The sequence below is a fragment of the Thiocystis minor genome (genome assembly GCF_016653465.1).
GTDB lineage: Bacteria > Pseudomonadota > Gammaproteobacteria > Chromatiales > Chromatiaceae > Chromatium > Chromatium minus.
The window spans coordinates 1-18,533 of sequence record NZ_NHSQ01000031.1 but is presented as its reverse complement, the minus strand read 5'-3'; the positions used below and the strand labels follow the sequence as shown (position 1 = coordinate 18,533).

20 protein-coding genes are annotated in these 18,533 nt (G+C 63.8%); 9 read left to right on the top strand and 11 right to left on the bottom strand.

Translation table 11 applies throughout. The features are described 5' to 3' along the window. Positions 1–145: 145 nt before the first annotated feature. From CCR95_RS02295 to CCR95_RS02285, 3 genes are all read right to left on the bottom strand, one after another. On the bottom strand, positions 146–739 hold the full coding sequence (locus tag CCR95_RS02295) for a DEAD/DEAH box helicase family protein (RefSeq protein WP_201091481.1): 594 nt from the start codon (positions 737–739) through the stop codon (positions 146–148). 29 nt (positions 740–768) lie between these two features. After that, positions 769–2,100: a TerD family protein gene (locus tag CCR95_RS02290; RefSeq protein WP_201091480.1), complete on the bottom strand. Its 1,332-nt coding sequence runs from the start codon at positions 2,098–2,100 to the stop codon at positions 769–771. A gap of 76 nt (positions 2,101–2,176) precedes the next feature. Beyond that, entirely contained in the window at positions 2,177–2,350 is a 174-nt protein-coding gene (locus tag CCR95_RS02285) for a type II toxin-antitoxin system antitoxin (RefSeq protein ID WP_201091479.1), read from the bottom strand. A gap of 133 nt (positions 2,351–2,483) precedes the next feature. Here CCR95_RS02285 and CCR95_RS02280 point away from each other — a divergent pair, with 133 nt between their 5' ends. The 3 genes from CCR95_RS02280 to CCR95_RS02270 all read left to right on the top strand — a co-directional run bounded on the left by CCR95_RS02280 (position 2,484) and on the right by CCR95_RS02270 (position 4,243). Further along, complete coding sequence (locus tag CCR95_RS02280) at positions 2,484–3,185, top strand: 3'-5' exonuclease (protein WP_207188492.1); 702 nt, start codon at positions 2,484–2,486, stop codon at positions 3,183–3,185. Then, on the top strand, positions 3,182–3,730 hold the full coding sequence (locus CCR95_RS02275) for a DUF2939 domain-containing protein (protein WP_201091478.1): 549 nt from the start codon (positions 3,182–3,184) through the stop codon (positions 3,728–3,730). Before CCR95_RS02280 ends, CCR95_RS02275 begins: the two co-directional genes overlap by 4 nt. Positions 3,731–3,898: 168 nt before the next feature. Further along, the gene (locus tag CCR95_RS02270) at positions 3,899–4,243 is read left to right on the top strand and encodes a phenylpyruvate tautomerase MIF-related protein (RefSeq protein WP_201091477.1); all 345 of its coding nucleotides are present in this window, start codon (positions 3,899–3,901) and stop codon (positions 4,241–4,243) included. On the opposite strand, the gene CCR95_RS02265 is transcribed toward CCR95_RS02270, so the two are convergent. The 4 genes from CCR95_RS02265 to CCR95_RS02250 all read right to left on the bottom strand — a co-directional run bounded on the left by CCR95_RS02265 (position 4,244) and on the right by CCR95_RS02250 (position 7,099). Next, positions 4,244–4,660 carry an NINE protein gene (locus tag CCR95_RS02265; RefSeq protein ID WP_201091476.1) on the bottom strand — a complete coding sequence of 139 codons (417 nt, stop codon included), beginning with the start codon at positions 4,658–4,660 and terminating at the stop codon, positions 4,244–4,246. 3 nt (positions 4,661–4,663) lie between these two features. Further along, a complete protein-coding gene (locus tag CCR95_RS02260; RefSeq protein WP_201091475.1) occupies positions 4,664–4,996 on the bottom strand; it encodes a YebG family protein in 333 nt (110 codons plus the stop codon). A gap of 69 nt (positions 4,997–5,065) precedes the next feature. Beyond that, a complete protein-coding gene (locus CCR95_RS02255) occupies positions 5,066–5,776 on the bottom strand; it encodes an SOS response-associated peptidase (protein ID WP_201091473.1) in 711 nt (236 codons plus the stop codon). Positions 5,777–5,833: 57 nt separating this feature from the next. Beyond that, the gene (locus CCR95_RS02250; RefSeq protein WP_201091471.1) at positions 5,834–7,099 is read right to left on the bottom strand and encodes a Y-family DNA polymerase; all 1,266 of its coding nucleotides are present in this window, start codon (positions 7,097–7,099) and stop codon (positions 5,834–5,836) included. Between the two features lie 172 nt (positions 7,100–7,271). Between CCR95_RS02250 and CCR95_RS02245 the strand changes: the two genes are divergently transcribed. The 4 genes from CCR95_RS02245 to CCR95_RS02230 are packed head-to-tail and all read left to right on the top strand — an operon-like array spanning position 7,272 to position 12,780. After that, positions 7,272–8,576 (top strand): tyrosine-type recombinase/integrase, encoded by a 1,305-nt coding sequence (locus tag CCR95_RS02245; RefSeq protein WP_201091469.1) that lies wholly within the window; start codon positions 7,272–7,274, stop codon positions 8,574–8,576. Continuing rightward, positions 8,573–10,384, top strand: coding sequence for a hypothetical protein (locus tag CCR95_RS02240; RefSeq protein WP_201091467.1), 1,812 nt, complete (start codon positions 8,573–8,575; stop codon positions 10,382–10,384). Before CCR95_RS02245 ends, CCR95_RS02240 begins: the two co-directional genes overlap by 4 nt. A 1-nt stretch (position 10,385) precedes the next feature. Beyond that, complete coding sequence (locus CCR95_RS02235; protein ID WP_201091465.1) at positions 10,386–12,473, top strand: site-specific integrase; 2,088 nt, start codon at positions 10,386–10,388, stop codon at positions 12,471–12,473. 43 nt (positions 12,474–12,516) lie between these two features. Beyond that, on the top strand, positions 12,517–12,780 hold the full coding sequence (locus CCR95_RS02230) for a hypothetical protein (protein ID WP_201091463.1): 264 nt from the start codon (positions 12,517–12,519) through the stop codon (positions 12,778–12,780). Positions 12,781–13,325: 545 nt separating this feature from the next. Here the strand turns inward: CCR95_RS02230 and CCR95_RS02225 are convergent. From CCR95_RS02225 to CCR95_RS02210, 4 genes are all read right to left on the bottom strand, one after another. Further along, the gene (locus tag CCR95_RS02225; RefSeq protein ID WP_242523009.1) at positions 13,326–14,171 is read right to left on the bottom strand and encodes an OST-HTH/LOTUS domain-containing protein; all 846 of its coding nucleotides are present in this window, start codon (positions 14,169–14,171) and stop codon (positions 13,326–13,328) included. Positions 14,172–14,202: 31 nt separating this feature from the next. Then, the gene (locus CCR95_RS02220; RefSeq protein WP_201091462.1) at positions 14,203–14,730 is read right to left on the bottom strand and encodes an RES family NAD+ phosphorylase; all 528 of its coding nucleotides are present in this window, start codon (positions 14,728–14,730) and stop codon (positions 14,203–14,205) included. Beyond that, positions 14,727–15,095: a helix-turn-helix domain-containing protein gene (locus CCR95_RS02215; RefSeq protein ID WP_201091460.1), complete on the bottom strand. Its 369-nt coding sequence runs from the start codon at positions 15,093–15,095 to the stop codon at positions 14,727–14,729. The genes CCR95_RS02220 and CCR95_RS02215 overlap by 4 nt, the downstream gene beginning before the upstream one ends. 531 nt (positions 15,096–15,626) lie before the next feature. After that, complete coding sequence (locus CCR95_RS02210; protein WP_201091459.1) at positions 15,627–16,205, bottom strand: translesion error-prone DNA polymerase V autoproteolytic subunit; 579 nt, start codon at positions 16,203–16,205, stop codon at positions 15,627–15,629. Positions 16,206–16,887: 682 nt separating this feature from the next. Here CCR95_RS02210 and CCR95_RS02205 point away from each other — a divergent pair. Then, positions 16,888–17,487 carry an SOUL family heme-binding protein gene (locus CCR95_RS02205; RefSeq protein ID WP_201091458.1) on the top strand — a complete coding sequence of 200 codons (600 nt, stop codon included), beginning with the start codon at positions 16,888–16,890 and terminating at the stop codon, positions 17,485–17,487. Further along, entirely contained in the window at positions 17,484–18,308 is an 825-nt protein-coding gene (locus CCR95_RS02200; protein ID WP_201091457.1) for a phosphodiester glycosidase family protein, read from the top strand. The genes CCR95_RS02205 and CCR95_RS02200 overlap by 4 nt, the downstream gene beginning before the upstream one ends. The last annotated feature ends 225 nt before the right edge of the window (positions 18,309–18,533 follow it).

The following is an 18,533-nucleotide window of genomic DNA, read 5'->3' as shown; positions in this document are numbered from 1 at the left end:
TTTATTAGGCGCAATAAATCTTCATTTACTATGCCCCTATTGAAGATAGATGTTGGCGGTTTATGGGTGATTATAGGCGCTCAACGCGCCACTAGAACCCTATTGTTTATGTGTATTTTTGTTTATTATCATAAAATTTAAACACTTAAAGATTTTTTGAAGGTAACAAAGTAGAATTAGCCTGCTTATTGAGCGTCTGCCAGGCGATGAGCATCGCCATAACGACGGTCTTACCGCTGCCGGTGGTCATCTTGGCGGCGAGGCGGCTGAGGTACGGGCGAGCGGAGGGAGTCGCGGTTCGGTTGGCGGCTTCCAGGCGGCCGAGAAGGTGCGTGCCCTGGTTGGCGTCTTTGCTGTGCGCCACTTCGGTCAGATAGATCAGCGTTTCAAGCGCCTCGATCTGACAGAAGAACAGCCGGCGCTCGCGGTCGGGACGGCGCCAGTCGTCGAGCAGGCGGCGGGTCATCGTGGTGACACCGAGATAGCCACCGGCACGCCAGACGGCGACGCGCGTGCGGATGTCGTTGATGAGTTTGTTTTCTTCGGTCTTGGTCTCGACGCCGAGGTCGAGCGCAAGCGTCTTGCCTTTGGTCTTCGGCTTGGGGATCGGGACGAAATAGACGCTCTTGCGGCGACCGGGGACGATGGTATTGGTGATGCCGTCGTCGTTGAAGTGGAAGTGCCGGGCTGGCTCCTCGAATGGCGAGTTGATGATCGGGTTTTCGATGGTGACGGTCATGATGCGTGTGTTGTGCCCGCCGCGTTATGTCATGCGTGGATCAACAGATCATCAAGGGCCTGTTGAATCTGGTCGTCGCTGAAATTGCATCCCGTGTCGCGGCGGATCACGCGCCGAATACGGGTGACGACGTCTTCTGTGAGAATTGCCCGGATCAGGCTCTCTCGCGTCAAGGCGTTGACTGAGTTCCAGTGCTTCTCCAGCAAGCCTTTACGGAACATTCCGTAGCGCGAGATCAGCATCAAGCGTTCGCAGTCCTCCTGACTGAGCGACGGCAGCAAGTCGACCGAGAAGACCAGTTTAGCCTCGACGACATCTTGAGCGCTGATGTGGTAGAGCTGCCAGGTCGAGAGGTTTGTCAACAATGCCCAGCGGATGCCGGAATAGGCACCATAGGAGGTGGCTTGAAAAATGTGCTTATCACGCAGCGGCAGCCCAGCGCGTTTGACTTCGCCGATGATGACGTTTTGATCGCCGAGCGCCAGGACGTAGTCGGCCTTGCGTCCTTGCACTTTTTGCTCAGCTTTCACTTCCTCCATCGAATAGCCGAAGACATCCAGCAACATCCGGTCGAGGATCATTCGGGTGTTGCTTTCGTTGCTCTGATTCACGACCGCCGCTTCGATCTGTGGCAAGAAGTTACATAGCGCACGATGGAAGGCGACCAAGCGATCTTCCCAGATCTCGCGAGAGGTCCGGCGGCGTTTGAGCGCAACGACAGGTTTATTCGCTGGCGTAGCTGATGAGATGGCGGTGGGATCGGCGGCGTAGTCATCGTCATCAGCGCTGCTGTCGTCTTGCTGGACGTCGACGCCCAACTCAGTCGCCAGCGCATCAAGGCCACCATTGTAGCCCTGACCGATCGCGCGAAACTTCCAGTTGCCCTGATAGCGGTAAAGTTCACCGAGCATCAATGCGCGTTCGCGGCCAATGTCCGACGGATCAAAGCGCAGCAACTCATCATCACCTTCCTTGTCGTCGCCTTTCCCATCGCCTGTCGTCGCAACACGGATATAGATGCCGCCCAACATGCCGCAGTGCGGACAACCGTTGGCGTCGACGTCAGACCCGATCGTGATGATGAAGATGATCTTCGCGACGTCCTCTGGGACATTCTCCAGCATCGCTTGGAAGTGACGTTGATCCGTGGGCGGGTTACTGTCGAGTTGTAGGCTACCGCACGGCGTTTTGGTCTGGTTGTAGAAGATGAAGTCGTGATCGCCCCGTACCCTGCCGTTGGCACCGACGAGAAAGGCGCTGGCGTCGATCTCCCAAGCGTCGGAAGCCTCCCAGCCAATGCCGATCAGTACCGCAAGCCTGGCGATTGGCGCATTGGCACCTTTGGAGAGTACGAGCGACATGGATTCCTCCTGAAATGGGTCTCCCTTGCGCAGCCAGAATGTTCAATTCTGACCGCGGTGGTGGATTGCCCAGGTGCTACGGCCAATCTGAATGACGCTGCCCTCGCGAACGCTGCTGACACCAATCCCGAATCATCACCTCCAACATATTGGCAAGGCTACGATGTTCCCGCTCGGCCTGTTCGCGCAGGGCGGCCTTAATCTCGGGCAGGATGCGGAAGGTGACGCTCTCCGTTTTGACGCCAGTCATGGGTGTCAGTCTCCCTGTTGGCAATACGGCATCTATGGTGCGACTATAACGCACACATAAGGCAGATGCGAGCACAGCGCAGCGCAGCACCGCAACCCTTCAGCACGCATCGGCCCACCGACCGAGATGACGCATGAGGAACCAAGTGGACACCATCGCCGTCATCGACTTCGAGACGACCGGCCTCTCGCCCAATCGCGGGGATCGCGCCACCGAGATTGCCGCCGTCCTGGTGCGCGACGGACAGATCATTGACCGCTACCAGAGCCTGATGAACGCCGGGGTGCGCGTGCCCGCCTTCATCACCCAACTGACCGGCATCAGCACTGCCATGGTGCGCCAGGCGCCCCCGGCCCAGCAGGTCATGGCCGAGGTAGCGGACTTTGTCGGCACGGTGCCTCTGGTCGCTCACAATGCGGCTTTTGACAGCAAGTTCTGGGATGCGGAACTGGCGAGAATTGGACGCACGCGCGCTCAGGCATTCGTCTGTTCGATGCTGGTCGCCCGGCGGGTCTTGCCACAGGCGCCGAGCTACAAGCTGGGAAGCTTGGTCGCCATGGCTGGATTGCCCAACGCGGCGCGTGCTCACCGCGCGCTGGCCGATGCCGAGATGGCCACGCATCTGACGCTCTATCTGGAGCGCGAGTTGATGCGTCGCTTTGCGCTGAAGTCGGTGACGCATGCGTTGCTGGGGCGGGTCCAGAAAGCGTCCAAGGGCGCACTGCAAAGCTGTGTGGCACGGTTTGCGGTGCCCGACGGCAGCCTGGAGAGGACGGATCGCCCGCCGCTTGCCGAACCCCCAGACACCACGAGACACGACAGGAGAAACCGATGAAGATATTCGCCTGGATCTTCGGCGTTGCCATGATCGCCCTGCTTGGCTACGTGGCGGCAGGCCCGTATCTCGCGATTGCCGAGATCAAGACCGGCATTGTCGAGAAGGACGCGGACCGGCTTTCGGCCAAGGTCGATTTTCCGACCTTGCGGCAGAATCTGAAGGCTCAGCTCAACGCGCGCCTGCTGAACAACACGGCCGGAGAACTGAAGGACAATCCCCTGGGCGCACTGGCGGCGGGTTTGGCGACCACGATGGTCGATGGCATCGTCGATGCCTTCGTGACCCCGGCGGGATTGGCGCACGTCATGGAAGGCGATCGACCGTCCGAATCTATCGTCAAGCAAACCGTGACAGCGGACACCGGGCCACCGCCCAAGGAGGAGGATTTATTGCAGAACGCGCGCTATTCCTATGACTCGCTCAGTCAGTTCTCCGTCTGGGTGCCCGACGACGAAGGCCAGGAAACGCGGTTCGTGTTACAGCGTGACGGGTTGTCATGGCGGCTTGTGAATCTCGTGCTGCCCATTGACGATCCCGCCTGACGTCTCGCAGAAAGCCATTAGACCATGACCGAATTGAACCCAGACCCGCCTGCGCTCGATCTGCCCGCGCGCTACCCGGCCTGCTTCGACCGGGCGAAACCCGCCGCTTGAGCATCTCTGCACGACGGACGAGAATGAGGCCGACTGTCAACCGATGAGAGCCCTCCCATGCCCACGCTGCGCCTGCTGACCAACGTCGAGATCGACCCGGCGTCTCGCCCCGCCCTGATGGCCCGCGCCTCGCGCACGGTCGCCGAATTGCTCGGCAAGCCCGAGTCCTATGTGATGGTGATCCTGGAGAGCGGGCGCGACCTGCTGTTCGGCGGCACCGCCGATCCGGCCGCCTATCTGGAACTCAAGAGCCTGAATCTACCCGAAGCGCGCACGCCTGAGTTCTCGCGCGCCCTCTGTACCCTGCTCGCCGACTCGCTCGCCATCCCGCCGGAGCGGGTCTACATCGAATTCGCCGCCCCGCCCCGGCATCTGTTCGGCTGGAACAACGCGACCTTCTGATCAGGGCCGAAACCGGCGCTGTTCGTCATTGACCGTCGCGATCTGCGCGTTGAGCGTCCAGTAGTCGTAAAGATAGCCGATCAGGAACAGCCCCCCGGTCAGCAGCCAGATCAGGCCGGTGATCCATTTGCTCAGATAGAAGCGGTGGACGCCGAACAGCCCGAGAAAGGTCAGCAGAATCCAGGTCAGGTCATAGTCCTTGACGCCTGGGGTAAAGCGTCGCTCCGCCCGCCGGTGCATCCCCGGAATCAAGAACAGGTCGATCAGCCAGCCGATGCCGAGCAGACCGAGCGTCAGAAACCAGAGCGTGCCGGAAAGGGGCTTGCCGTAGTAGAAGCGATGCGCGCCCATGAACCCGAAAATCCACAGCAGATAACCGATCAGGAGCGAGTGGGTCGAGGTTTCCGACTCGCGCATCCGTTAGCCCCGCATCGCTTTGAGCGGCGCCACCTTTTCGGGCAGGCTCTCGGGCGCCGGTTCCGGTTCCGACTCCGGTTCTGCGCCCGGCGCGCGCTCCACCGGTTTCCCCTTCAACATCTGCTCGACCTCGCGGGCGTTGCGGGCCAGATAGATGGTCAGGTTCTCCAGATCCGGTTCAGGCAGGTTGGGCAGCACCTGATCGGCACGGAGCCACTGTGCCAAACGCTCGGCGTTCTCCAGAAGGCGGTCATAGGCATCGGCGGCCTTCTTGTCGGCAGTGCGCAAACGCTCAACTCCTCGGTGGTCTTTCACGATGTATTCGATCTCGATCATGGTGCTGGGCTCCTGTGCCCGTTGGGTCTTATGCGACGAGCACCCTCGGGCGCCGTGGCTCGATGGCCGTCAGTCATGGCCTGGTGCCCAGTCGTTCGGCGCGGCTGCCGACCAGGGTTCGATCAGCCCGGCGTCATCCTGGGCCGGCAGATTCACCCGTCGCGCCACCGGATAGGCCATCATCGGCGCGGGATCGCAGGGCGTGAGCAGCGCTTGCAACGGCGCGGGGCGGGTCAGCCCCGGATCCAGCCAAAGCCGATAATCCGAAGGCGACAGAATCACCGGCATCCGGTCATGGATGGGGCTCACCACGGCGTTGGCGTCAGTCACGATGATCGTGGTGCTGTCGATGCGCTCGCCGTTCGCGAGATCGGTCCACGTCTCCCACAACCCGGCGAACGCGAAAGGCTGGCGATCCCGCCTGGCGATGAAATACGGTTGCTTGCCGGAACCGGTCGCCTGCCATTCGTAGAAGCCATCGGAGGGGATCAGGCAACGGCGTTGCCGGAAGGCCGCGCGAAAGGAGGGCTTCTCGGCCACCGTCTCGGCGCGGGCATTGATCGTGCGGTAGCCGATCTTGCGATCCTTCGCCCAAGGCGGGATCAGTCCCCAATGGAGCGTCGTGAAGGTTCGCGGACCGGCGGAGTCCGCGCGCACGGCCAGAAGCTGGCTCCCAGGGGCGATGTTGTACCGCGGCGGCAGCCACACCCCGTCGAAGGAGGCGCCAAACTGGGCTTCCAAGTCCTCACCGCTGCGGTATTGGGCAAAGCGACCGCACATGCTGTCTCCACACACCTCGCTGAACGGGATGGACGATTCAGGTCAGACCCGCGCAATTTAGCACGCCTGCACCCTCGGCAACGCCCCCCAGCGCGTCGTCGAGATCGGCGAGACGCGCCCCGCGCGCCGGTGCCAGCCGGTACCGATCAGTTCGCCCCCATAGCGCAGCGTCTCGCGCCCGAAATGGCGGTTGATGGCGTCCAGGGCCGCCATCCGGCGCGTCGCGCGTGCCTCCGTGTCCGGAGCCGCGAACAGATCCGCCGGCGCCCGCCCGACCGGAACCAGATCCGGCAACAGCACCCCCGCCCGCCGGTAGGCGTCCCCGCGCCGGCACAGCCGCGCGGCGCCCGCGAGCGCCTGCGCGATCAGCGCGGCGCTGTCCTGGGTCGGGGCGACGAAGGGGAGGGTGAGGGCATTGGTATAGAAGGGCCGCGCGGTGTCGAAGGGATCGGTCTGAATGAAGACCGTCAGCGCCGGGGCGGCCAGGCCCTGGGCGCGCAGCTTCTCGCCCGCGCGGCTGGCGAAGCGGGTCAACGCCGCGCGCAGTTCGGGCCAGGCGGTCACCGCTGCGCCGAAGGTGCGCGAGACCCGGAGCTGTTGGCGCGGCGGCGCGATCACCTCCAGCGGCAGACAGGACCGCCCGCGCAATTCCCAGCCGAGGCGCTCCAGCACCACGCCACCCTGCTGACGCAGCCAACGCGGGTCGGCCTCGCGCACGGCCAGGGCATCGGCGAGGCCGAGCGCGCGCAGCCGTTGTCCCCAGCGGTCGGCGATCCCCCACACGTCCTCGACCGGAATCCCGGCCAGCGTCGCCGCCGGATCGGGTAGGCGCGCCCAGTCGAGCACCGGACCATCGGGGCTTTGGCCTTGCTTTGCCAACCGATTGGCGAGCTTGGCCAGCGTCTTGGTCAGGGCGATCCCGACCGAGACCGGGATGCCGGTCCACTGGCGCACGGTGCGGGCCATCGCCTGCCCCAAGGCGACCGGCTCCGCGACGCCGGACAGGTCGAGAAAGCATTCGTCGATCGAATAGACCTCGATGCGCGGCGCGAAACCGGCCAACACCTGCATCACGCGGCGCGAGAGATCGCCATAGAGGGCGTCGTTCGAGGAGAACACCACCAGTTGGCGGCGCAACGGTGGCGCCAACTGGAAGAAGGGCGCCCCCATCGCCACCCTTAGCGCCTTGGCCTCATGGCTGCGCGCGACCACGCAGCCGTCGTTGTTCGAGAGCACAATGATGGGCCGCCCCGCTAGGTCGGGGCGGAACAGCCGTTCACAGGAGGCATAGAAATTCTTGGTGGACCCATCAGACTGTCTCATCAGGTGAATCGCAGTAGATCCGTGAACGGAGACCTGGACGCCCTGCGAGTTAGGAGTGATAGCAAGAGCGTCTCAATTGTCTTGAACCTCTCTGGCCACGCACCTACTCATGTAGATATCTTGCTTGGCGCCTGTCGGCCTCCGGGAGGCAACGGGACATGGGAGAGCGATCATGCACCTGTTTCGTACCGACCTGTCGAAGCTGAGGACCCCGATCGTGATCGGCGAAGAGCCCCTCCTGGTGGACAAGGAGTTATATCGGCTGCCGGACGGGATCCTGGAGGAGGTCGAAAAGGTGGTTGGTCTGTTCGATGGCCTCCCTTTCTTCCTGGACGAGACGGGCAACTACGACAGGGACGTCAGCGGATTCTTCCTCTTCGCCGCTGCGGATGGCGCCCGCAGCACCGGAACGCTCCAGGTCTACGCCGAGCAGATCAACCTCTGGTTCCGGTATCTGGCCGCCCAGGGTAAGGACTGGCGCCGAGCCAGTCGGGATGACGTGCGAGCCTACTACCGTGTGCGGCGCCTGAACGGTGGCGTGTCCGCCAGCACCTGGAACCTCGGAATAACGGCCATCGCGAGGTTCTACGAGTGGGCCGCATGGGAGAAGCTCATTCCCGAGACCCCCGTCCCGTACAAGTGGAAGCAGATCCTCTCCGGTGGCGAGGTGCGGGTCGCCAGGCAAGCCGTCGCCATGCTCGACCGGAATGTCGAGAAGCGCGTGCGCTTCGTCACCACAGAGCAGTTCCGCGTCCTCGTGGAGGGTCTCCGCAATCTGGGAGGACGACGCTCTCGTACGTCGTCGCGGAACATCGTTTTGACGAAGCTCCTGGTGCAGACGGGCATGCGCATCTCGGAGGCGCTACAGATGCGCTGCGGAGAGCTTCCCGATCCGGACCACACGCAATTCGCCGGGTTGAAGTCGGTTTCCCTTCGACTCCGTCGGGAGACGACCAAGGGGAATAAAAGCCGGGCGATCCGCGTGCCCAAGCAGATCCTCCGCGAGGTCCACAGATACTGCGAGGATGAGCGGTCGATCGACGTCGAGCGTCGCGGGGACCGCGACCCGTCCTACGTGGAGCCCGAGGAGATCTGGCTAAACGAGGAAGGAGACCCGCTCTCGCGCAACGCTGTGGAAAAGCTCTTTGCCCGCGCCTCAGCCTTGACGGGCGTGGACTGCACGCCGCACTTCCTGCGGCATACGTTCGCCATCTACACGCTGTCCCGTCTGATCCAGCTGATGTTCAACAAGGTGCCGCAGGAAAAAGACAACCTCGACAAGCAGACGTACCTGCGGATCTGCGAGGATCCAGCGCGGAAGGTTCAGCAACTCCTCGGGCACGCGCAGTTGTCCACGACCTACAAGTACCTCGACTACATCAACCTCCATGACAGGTTGACCGACTTAGCCGTCGGCGAGTGGTCCGAGGACTTGGGGGCCACCGAGGAACTGCTCGACCAAGGAGAGCCGACATGAACGCTCCCCCCAACGGACTCTCATCCCTGCGGCACAACCGGATCACCTTCACCGAGGCGCCTCCCGAAGATCGCGTGCCCACGCAGGGTATCGGCGCACTGCGGATTGAACGCACCTTCCCCGATCGCGGCACCGGGTGGATCGATCTATCGGTGCTGGGCGACCGCCCCAGCCTTGCCCGGACGCTTGCGGTCGGCGTCCAGCAGGTTGTCGACTCGTGTGGGTCTCCTGACAGCCTGCGGACCTACCGGAGCTCCTTGGCTGCGCTCGCCAAGGTTCTGAACGAGCGCGAGGCGGCGGGAGGAGCACCCATCAGAAGGCTCGCGGACATCACCGTCCCGGTGCTCGTCGAACTCTCCGACGCGCTCCTCGCCAAGGGGTCGAACACGGGCTACGCGCATCTGTCTCACATCAAACGGTTCTTCCGTGAGATCGAGAACGTCAACCCAGGCGCGTATCCGCAAGACGTCCTCCAGCACCTCAGCTTCGTGGCGATGGGAAGCACGCCCAAGGTCGAGCACAAGCCGCCGTACTCCGACCGAGAAGCGCACCTCATCGAAAGGGCATGTCGGGAAGACATCCGGAGAACGATTGCCAGGCTGACGACCGAACTGGACAGTCTCCGGAAGAACGGGAAGGATCCACGCCGCATCGGCTGGACGGGACTGGCCAGCGCGGTCTGGTGCTTCGAGAACATGCTTGAGGGGAAGTACATCTCGGCCAGCCATATGAAGCGCCTCAGCAGCGGTCGCTGGTGCACGACAGCCGACGTCTTTCGGGCGGTCTACCCGACCGTGGAGGACGCGGTCCCGTTCTACCTACTGCTGTGCCTGAAGACAGGGCTGAACGCCGAGAGCGCCATGCGCCTCAAGAGGGACGGCCTTGAGCCGGAGACCACGAAGCCAAACGAGACGCTGCTCCGCTACGTCAAGGGTCGCTCCGCAGGCCCCATGACCATGCCGGTCCGCACCAACGGCACCTTCAGCCCCGGCGGACTCATCCGGATGTACCTCCATTTGACGCGCGGATGCGCCGAACTCACGGGCGACAACTCGCTCTGGCTCGTGGCGAAGACGGCGCAAGCGAGCGTCGACGACTTCATCGCGGCACCATCGCCCGCGACCTTCACCAGGGCGGTCCGCGCCTTCGCCGAGCGTCATGGTCTAACCGCCGACAACGGGGAGCCGCTCGAACTTCGCGCAGACCGACTGCGGACCACTCGAAAGACGCTCGACTACCGGCGCGCCAACGGCGACCTGATCTTCGCCGGACATGATCACCGCCGCGACAACACGACGGTTGACTACATCAACAACCGCGTGACGGAGGAGATCCACAATCAGGCGATCGTGGCGGGACAGCAGCAGTTCCACGCCTACTTCTCGGGAGCCGTCGTCCCCGATGGGGCGACCACCGAGGACGCCGCGAAGACGATCGGCTGCGACGCCTCCGCGGCTGAAGCAATCCTGAATGGTCAACAGGAGATGCTCATCGCCAACTGCAAGAACATGTTCGACGCGCCGGGCGGAATGCCAGGTCAACTATGCGGCAAGGTGTGGGCGTGCTTCGGCTGCCCCAATTCCGTCTGGACGAGCCGTGTGCTGCCAAAGGTTCTGTGGTACTTGGACTTCTTCCTCGAACAACGGCGAGTGATCCCAGAGTCCGAATGGGAGAAGAAGTTCGGCTACCCATACGCCCTCATCACCTCGCACATTCTGCCCGCCTTCTCGCAAGGCGCCGTCGCACAAGCGAAGCTCGAAGCCGCGTCGCTCCGCATGTACGTCCCGCCCGAGATGAGGACCGCCTGACATGACCGCCACGACGGACTTCGTCCTTCCTAAGGGCCACGCCTTCTCCCAGCACGTCCGAGACGACGCCCAAGTCTCGGCGGCCTCGACGTTCATCGACGACGTGTGGGACTTCGGTCAGGAGGTCCATGCACCCAACGCCAAGGCGAAGATCAACTGGAAGTCGATTGCCTCGGCGGAAAGAGAGCAACCTTCCACTTCAACCAACACCGGGATCCGCCTTGCGCTGAAGGAGTACGCTTACGCGCGCATCTTTAAGCACAAGCTCATCGCCGGACTTCGGGCCGCAAAGGTCCAGTCGGTTGCAGATGACATCCGGTGCCTCGGGACGTTCGTCCAGTGGCTGTCGCGTGAAGGGAAGTTCGGCTTCGACCAGGCGACCCAGTGCGATCTCGACCGCTACGTCGAATGGCTCCGAAGGTCAGAGAAGCGCCGTGGCGGTGGAACCAGATCGGAAGCGTACGTCGTTCGCGCGCTCCTTCCGCTCCCGCTGCTGTGGACCTGTCGTGATTTCGTGGACCAAGGACTGACCTTCAGTCCGTGGAATGGCCGCACGGTGACGCGCGTCCTGGACTACCAGAACACCGGCGAGAACCGGACCGAGATCATCCCCGACGAGGTCATGCGGCCGCTCTACCAGTTCGCCGTTCAACTGACCCAGCCGGACGTGGTCGATCCGCTCGTCAAAGTGCTGTGCCGGGCGCCCCGGGCCTTGCACAGGAAAAACGCCACCAGTAGAGAGCGGCAGCATCGTCGCAAGGCATTTTCGGCGCTCAGGGCGGAAGTCGAGCGCCATCGCCTGTTCCGCGGCGGCGGGGATGGCGAGGCGCCGGCGCATTACGAGCACTGGCAGGATCTCGAAGGGGACGTTGTGCTCCTCTACACGGCGATCTTCGTCATCATCGCCGGGCTGTCGGGCATGAGGGACAGTGAGGTGCGGTCGCTGCGACTGAACGCGCTGACGGTCGAACGAGATGCTGCCGGGCAACCGAAGACCTACAAGCTGATCGGCCGAACTTTCAAGAGCGCCGAAGGCGACGTCGACGATGAGGTCGGCGGCCAAGAGCGGACGTGGGTTGTCATCAAGGAGGTTCACGACGCCGTGGAGGTGCTGATGAAGTTGGCGTATGCCGACCCCGCGTTCGACCAGGTGCGGCTGTTCGCCCGCTTCGGCGCCAACAACACCGTGACGAACAACCTGCGGCGTCTCCTTGCCCGCGTCCGCAACGACGATGGGGCGCCCGTCCTCGGCCCCGACGGTCGCCCATGGGAACTCACCTCGTCGCAGTTCCGCCGCTCCTTGGCGCGTTGGATCGTCTGGCAGCCGTTCGGCATCGTCGCGGGGAAGAACCTCTTCGGGCACGCGCGGATTGCCACGACCCAGGGCTACGCCGCAAGCGAGCCGAGCTGGAACAAGCTGGTCGCCAAGGAAGAGGCGGCGCTGATCGACGAGGTCATGACCGATCTGGCGCATGACGTGGCCGATGGAGCGGTTGCCGGGATGCGGGCGAAGGAGCTTCTCGAATTGCTCGGCACAGCGGGCGACAGGCGCCCGGACGACGTCCTGTTCTACCTGCGCCATCACAAGAAAGAGCTTCACATCGGGCCGTACAGCGACTGCTTCTTCGACCCGAGTCGAGCGGCCTGCAAGCGGTTCGCTCTGCCGGAGAAGCAAAACAAGCCGCTCACGAGCTTCTGCAGCCCGGACCGGTGTGCCAATGCCTGCATCGCCCGTCGACACCTCCCTGCGTGGCAGGCGCAGGCGGACGACCTGCGGGCGATGCTCCGCACGAAAGGGCTGAACGACGCCCAGAAGTTGGCCCTCGAACGTGAACGGACTCGCATCGAGGCAATCATCGCGCCGCTGGCTAAAGGGGCTGGAGAGGCTATCCAGGGCGATTCTCGGGGGGGGCATGCGGATGAGCAGGACGGACAAGACGAAGCAGAAGCTGATCGACGCCCTCGACCGGATCGTGCGGGGGCGCCCCGCACGGACCGACGGGAAGCTCACGCCGAGCAATGTCGCGAGGGAGGCTGCCGTTGGCCGAGCGACGTTGTACCGGTTCCCGGATGTTCTGGCCGAGATTGAGCGCGTCCAGAACAGGACCGCTGAGACGGCTCCGACGAATCTCATGGAGAAGGTGCGGCACCTCGAGAAGGAAGTCGAAGCGCTCAGCCGCGAGGGGAACGCCAAGGCGAGGCAATACAAGGAGGTGGCCGAGCGATGCGCGCAGCACATCCAGGTGCTGACCCTCGCCCTTCGGAACCGGGACGTGGCGCTGGCCGAACGGGACCAGGTCATCGCCGAGTTGAGGGCGAAGATCGAAGCGGGCGAGAACGTCATTCCGATCGGGTTTCGGCGGCGCCCCGGAGGCAGGGCGCCTCTGCCCCGCTGAACCCACTACCGCCTGCCCCGAGTGGCGACAGTCTCGACGTCGGACATTGAAGTCACGAGATTGATCGAGCGACGGCTGTGAAGTGGAAAACACCGACCATGATCTTGGACACCCAGGCGTGATGTAGATCGGTCAAGGAATCTCGGCAATCTGGGTTCAGTCAGGAACTGAGCGGCGGATTCCTGGGATTGATCACCGCCCTCGCGAGATTGGACCGCGTCGTCATGAAGCCGGGTGGCATCGCCGTGAAACCGATCAGTTTCGTCCCGAGATCGCGCAACAGGCAACGAAGGCACTGGATCCAGGCGTTGATCGGTCGGCTGGCGTGGCTTTGCGACGCTTGGAGTGGGTCACTCAAGACTGGCTCACCGCGCTCGAACTGACTCAAGTCGGCCAGTTCCGGTCACTGGCTTGTCCGACCTAAGCGTCCGATGCAATGCGCTGAGCGGTCGGTCGCGGCTAACTGGCCAGCGCCTGCCCTCGCCCATTGGAACAGGTCATTGGCGACGCCAGTGCTCCCGATGGATGAGGAAACCCGTATGGAACTACTCGGCGCGCACCCTGTAGCAGGCGGCTCGCTGTCCATCCACGTTACGGTAGAGCAGCTCGAATAGCCGAGACTCATGCAGCACCTGTCGCCAGCTGGCGCATCCGTACTTGGTGGGCATCTGTTCCGGACTCCGTTCCGTGATCCATCTCCCAGCCGCTGCAACGGGCGTCCAACCGTCCACGGCAAGCACATTTGCCGCCTCGCGCAAGACGCGGACGATGCCTGCGGCTGGCCAGTTCACGGTGCCGTCCGGGAAGATGCCATTGACCATGAAGTCGTAGAACGCATCGGACTGTGCGAACTCCGCTGCCTGGCGCCTGACCTCATCCATGTGTTCGGCCCAGCCCCGAAGCTGTTCATAGCTCTTGTCGATGCGCTCGTAAGCGGCAACGAGGGCATCACGTGCGGTCAGGCATCCGTCTGTCGACCAGAGATCGTGCTGGTCGATGAAGTGGTGAACCAGGTTATTTCGCAACTGCACCAGTTCCTTCAGGTCGCTTTGTGTCCGGACGTAGTCCTCGGGAAACAGGCTCAACTGCATCCGCATTGCGATATGCGGAACGTCCTCGGGCTCGTTCGCCGTGGCATCGGCGGCGGTGTTGGCCCCCTCGGCCACGATGCACGATCCGAACAACCGCCCCACCAGGGTGCCGAGCGTCTTCGTGAAAGCCTCATCGACGCGCGCCGCGCGGATTTCCTCCAGCGCATGCGCTGGCCCCGAAAGGTCGCTGTGCGCGACGATCGCCTTCATCAGTCGCTCGTACTGCTGTAGGCGCAGCAGGCACCGGCCCAGTAAACGTTGGACCTCGCGCTGTTGTGTCTGCACGTCCCCGTCGTTCATCGTGGGCTGGAAACCGGCAACCCGAGGGAGATCATCGCGCCCAACTGGACAGGTCGCGGGGGAGTCGCCCGTCGGGGTCGTTGACGGTGACCGAGTTGCCATCCTTGAGCCGCTCTGAGTAAACGACCACGTTCGTTCCGCCCTCATGCGCCTGGCTCGGAAAGAGGATGCCGGTGTATCCGTGCGCCAGCACCAGATCGGCGAGAACCCAGGTTGGGGGCTCGATGTGCCGCTCGAACTTCAGGTAACGCCAGTCCTCGCGCCAGTCGTGCCAGAGGTCGTCCCAGGGCGCGCCGTCGTGGAGCTGGCGCAGGTCGACTAGATCGTACAGGGTCACGGTGTACGAGCACATCGTGCAGGGTGGTAGGAAGGGTGAGGTCTGCTGGTACTCGCGCAAGGCGGTCATCTCATCCAGCGACAGGTACAGCGCCTCCACGCCCTCCCGGTTGAATCGTCCCCCTCGGGTTGCGGCCCCGGCGCCGCTGGTGGGTCGGCTGGCCCACCGCGGGGTATGCGCCCGGAACAACGTGGTGCCAGGGGGCAGGTCGAACAGGATCATCCGACGAACCCGGCACTGATCGACTCCAGGTAGCCGATCGCGTCCTCGGTTCGCCCTTCCTGGATCAGTTGCAACAGGGTCTTGTGGCGAAACGCGGGAATGGGCTCGTTCTTAACCAGGAAGATGGCGCGTTGCGGGTCCGGCTGTACCGCCGTGGCGGCCGACAACACGCGCATCAGGTCACGCAGTACGGATTGCAGTCTTGGCGATTCCGGATGGGTACGCAGGGTGTTGCGATGGACCCCCGCCAGTTCGGCCAGATCCTGTTGTTGCAGGCCGAGGATGTCGGCAACGCCCGATGCTGAAAACCGCGACGTACCCGGCTCCCGGGTCGATTCGAGTACGTCTGCGAAGATGGCGACCATGACGTTTCTCCTGAGGTGGCTCTTCAGAAATGCACATTCTACGCACAGTAGAGGCATCGCTCCAGTCGCCGCCCGTCCCCGCAGCTGTTCCGACACGCCCTGGCGGCCCCTTCGAGTGTCAGCTGTATGCCCGACTGCGGTCCCGTATCCTTATCCCGCTGACTGAACGCTCTGGGTCGTTTCCGTCCGCTGCTGCTCAGCGCTGCAAGTGAAAACTCCCCGTGTGCAGACGTCGCAACCAGCGCTAGACCTTTGCCGCGCGCCGTGCCGTCATCGTTCATGCGCGCGAGTCGGTGCCGAGCGACCCCGCCGATGTCTAGCGCCTCACACCCTAAGTTGTCCGAACGTTCTTTAGCGCGTGATGGCCAATCGGCTGCCTGGGAGTGTCCAGTTTCTTGCCTGTCGCCAGCCAGCGAGACAGCCTGCGTCTGTTTCGCTGCGCAAGCCTTCGATTTTCAGGACCTTTCCAAACTGAGACAACTAGAAGTCCATATAAGAAATTATTGCAATCGACCAGCGCGAACATGGCGCTCAGAACGAGCGCACGGCATGAGCCACCACGCCCCAGAGGTGCAGCGCCTGACCGTCGCGCAGTTCCAGCGGCGGAAAGGCTGGGTTCTCGGCCATCAGCCACACCCGCGCGCCTGCGACCTTGAGGCGCTTCACCGTCAGTTCGCCATCGACCACCGCCACCACGATCGAGCCCGACTTGGCCTCCAGGGCACGATCCACCACCAGCAGATCCCCGTGGTGAATCCCGGCGCCGATCATCGAATCGCCCTGGACCCGCACGAAGAAAGTCGCGGCGGGATGCTGGACCAGATGCTCGTTGAGATCGAGGGTGCCCTCCAGGTCATCGTCGGCGGGCGAGGGAAAGCCGGCGGAGATCCGCGAGCCGTACAGCGGCAGAGCGAGCGCCGCAGGGCACGGGGAGACGGTCAGCGCGTCCTCCGGGAGCGGGAGACGCGCCGCGAGCCAGGCGCGGACTGCGGGGATGGCGCTGACCGGCAGGCGGATCGGCTGGGTCGGCTCGCCATGCGGGCCGCTGCCCGGTTTGCGGCCGGCGCCGGGGCGGGCGCCGCCGCGTGACTGAGGGATGGGAGTGGACATGGCGCGGTTCGGAGAGCAATTGAAAGCCGCACAGTAATCAAAAACGTCACGTCAGGCAACGTGCAAGGCTCGCTGCCTGGCATCCCGCGCGACCGAACGGAGCGGGGCCGCGCGGGACACCGGCAACGGTCAGCGGGGCGACTGCTCCACGCCAAGGTCGGCCCGCGCGCGAAACCGGGCGACAGTCAACCCGCCGACTCGTCCGAATAGCCCGACCAGACCCGCCACCAGGCAGCCTTACTCGACCGCCACCCCCGAAGACCAACCCCGGCCAAGGGGCGGCCAAAGACCAGGGGGCTCATATCGGCGTACACCACCAGGCGACCTCATGATTCCAGCGCCGCAGGACGGTTCGAGATATCCAAGAGCCAGGCGGTTTGCGGATCGGCTGTCAGGTCGTTGCGTCGCGCGGTCAGATCCTGCAGAGCCGATGACCTTCGTTGAAAAAGGCATCAGCGCAAGGATGACAGAGACGATTCTCGTGACAATGGCTGTCGGCGGGGATAAACGGCCCCATCTCTTTCGCTCCAGGGCGATCCAGGTGGATCGCCCAGCGTCTGCCCGCGCGCGGGTCGCGCTTCAACCGCATTCCAAATGGAGGTGATTCATGTCGACACTGTCAGGATGACCTGTCCCCGCCGCCCTGGTCGCGCTGCTCCTGACCCTACCCGGAGGCGAGACGATGGCGAGCGAGGAACCGGCCTATGAGACGATCCGTCAGGGACCGGTCGTTGAACTGCGACGGTATCGGCCCACCCTGCTGGCCGAGACCCAGGTCAGCGGCGACTTCGACGCCGTCGGCGGCACGGCCTTCCGGATTCTGGCCGATTATATCTTCGGCAACAACCAGACCCGCGAATCCATCGCCATGACCGCGCCGGTCAGTCAGCGCCCGGCCGACAGCACGGAACCCGGCTCCGGCACCCGCATCGAGATGACCGCTCCCGTGACCCAGCGACTCACGGATCCGACGCGCAACGCCTATGTGATCAGCTTCCTGATGCCCGCGCGCTTCACCCTGACGACACTCCCCCGCCCGAATGACTCGCGGGTGATGCTCCGCGAGGAGCCGGCCCGTCTCATGGCGGTGCTGCGCTACTCGGGGAGCTGGGCCGAGTCCCGCTATCGCGAGCATGAGGAACGGCTACTCGCCGCCGTCCGGGCCGCGGGACTGACGCCGCTCGGCGACCCGATCTATGCCCGCTACAATTCGCCCTTCTCGCTCCCCTTCCTGCGCCGCAACGAGGTGATGGTGGAGGTCGCGGAGCCGGGTTTGCCATGAGTCCACGTCCCCGGCGCCCGACGCGCATCCCAGGGTCGCCATGGAGCCTGCTCCTGGTCTTGCTGACGGTGGCCGCGAATGCCGTTGCCGCCGACTGGCAGCTCGTAAGAGAAGCGGAGCGGTCCGCGATCGGCCCGGCGCTGCTGTATGCCAAGCGTGTGGCGGTGCGACCCGCCGACGGCCAGGAGGTCACCGCGCACCTCGCCTTTTTCACCTCGCGGGCGTACCGCCTGACGGTGATCGATCTCGGGGCCGGGACCAACGCCGCGACCCCGACACTGGCGGAAGCGTTCCGGTCCGCGGCCTGCCTGGCCGGCGTCAACGGCGGTTACTTCCACGCGAACGGGCAGCCGTTAGGGCTGGTCATCGCCCAGGGACGACGGATCAACCGGTTCGAGACCGCGAAACTCCTCAGCGGGGTGATCTACAGCGATGACCGGGGTCTTCATCTCGTCCGGCGGTCACGCTTCCAGGACCATCCGGGCATCACCGCCCTGTTACAGACCGGACCCTACCTGGTCGAGGACGGCCGCACGGTGCGAGGTCTGTCCACGTCCGCCGCCGACCGCCGCACCTTCATCGCCACCGATTGGCGCGGGCACTGGGTGCTGGGCGCGACCCTGAACCGGGTGACCCTCGCCGATCTGGCGGAGTCTCTCGCGTCGCCGGACACGCTGACGCCCTGGCGGGTCGATCGCGCCATCAACCTCGACGGGGGATCGTCGAGCGGTTTCTTCTTTGAGCGGGGAGCGGACCAAGCGCCCGTGACGCTGACGCCCTGGAAACGGGTCCGTCACCTGTTGGGAATCGTCTCGCGTTGATACAGAGCTACCGCTTGACGCGGATTCCTGTCAGTCGAGCCACCTTGCCCAGTGACGGATCTGCGCCCCAAAGCGGTCACTGGATCCAGGAGGTCTAGCCCGACTTCGACTATTCGACCTCGCTTAGGCCGATTTTCGGCGTATTTTGGCGCCCGATGGCGCTCAAGCTATTGATGCACCAGACCCGCGAACCCGAAGCCCCTCTGTAGTGCCGACCTAGGTCGT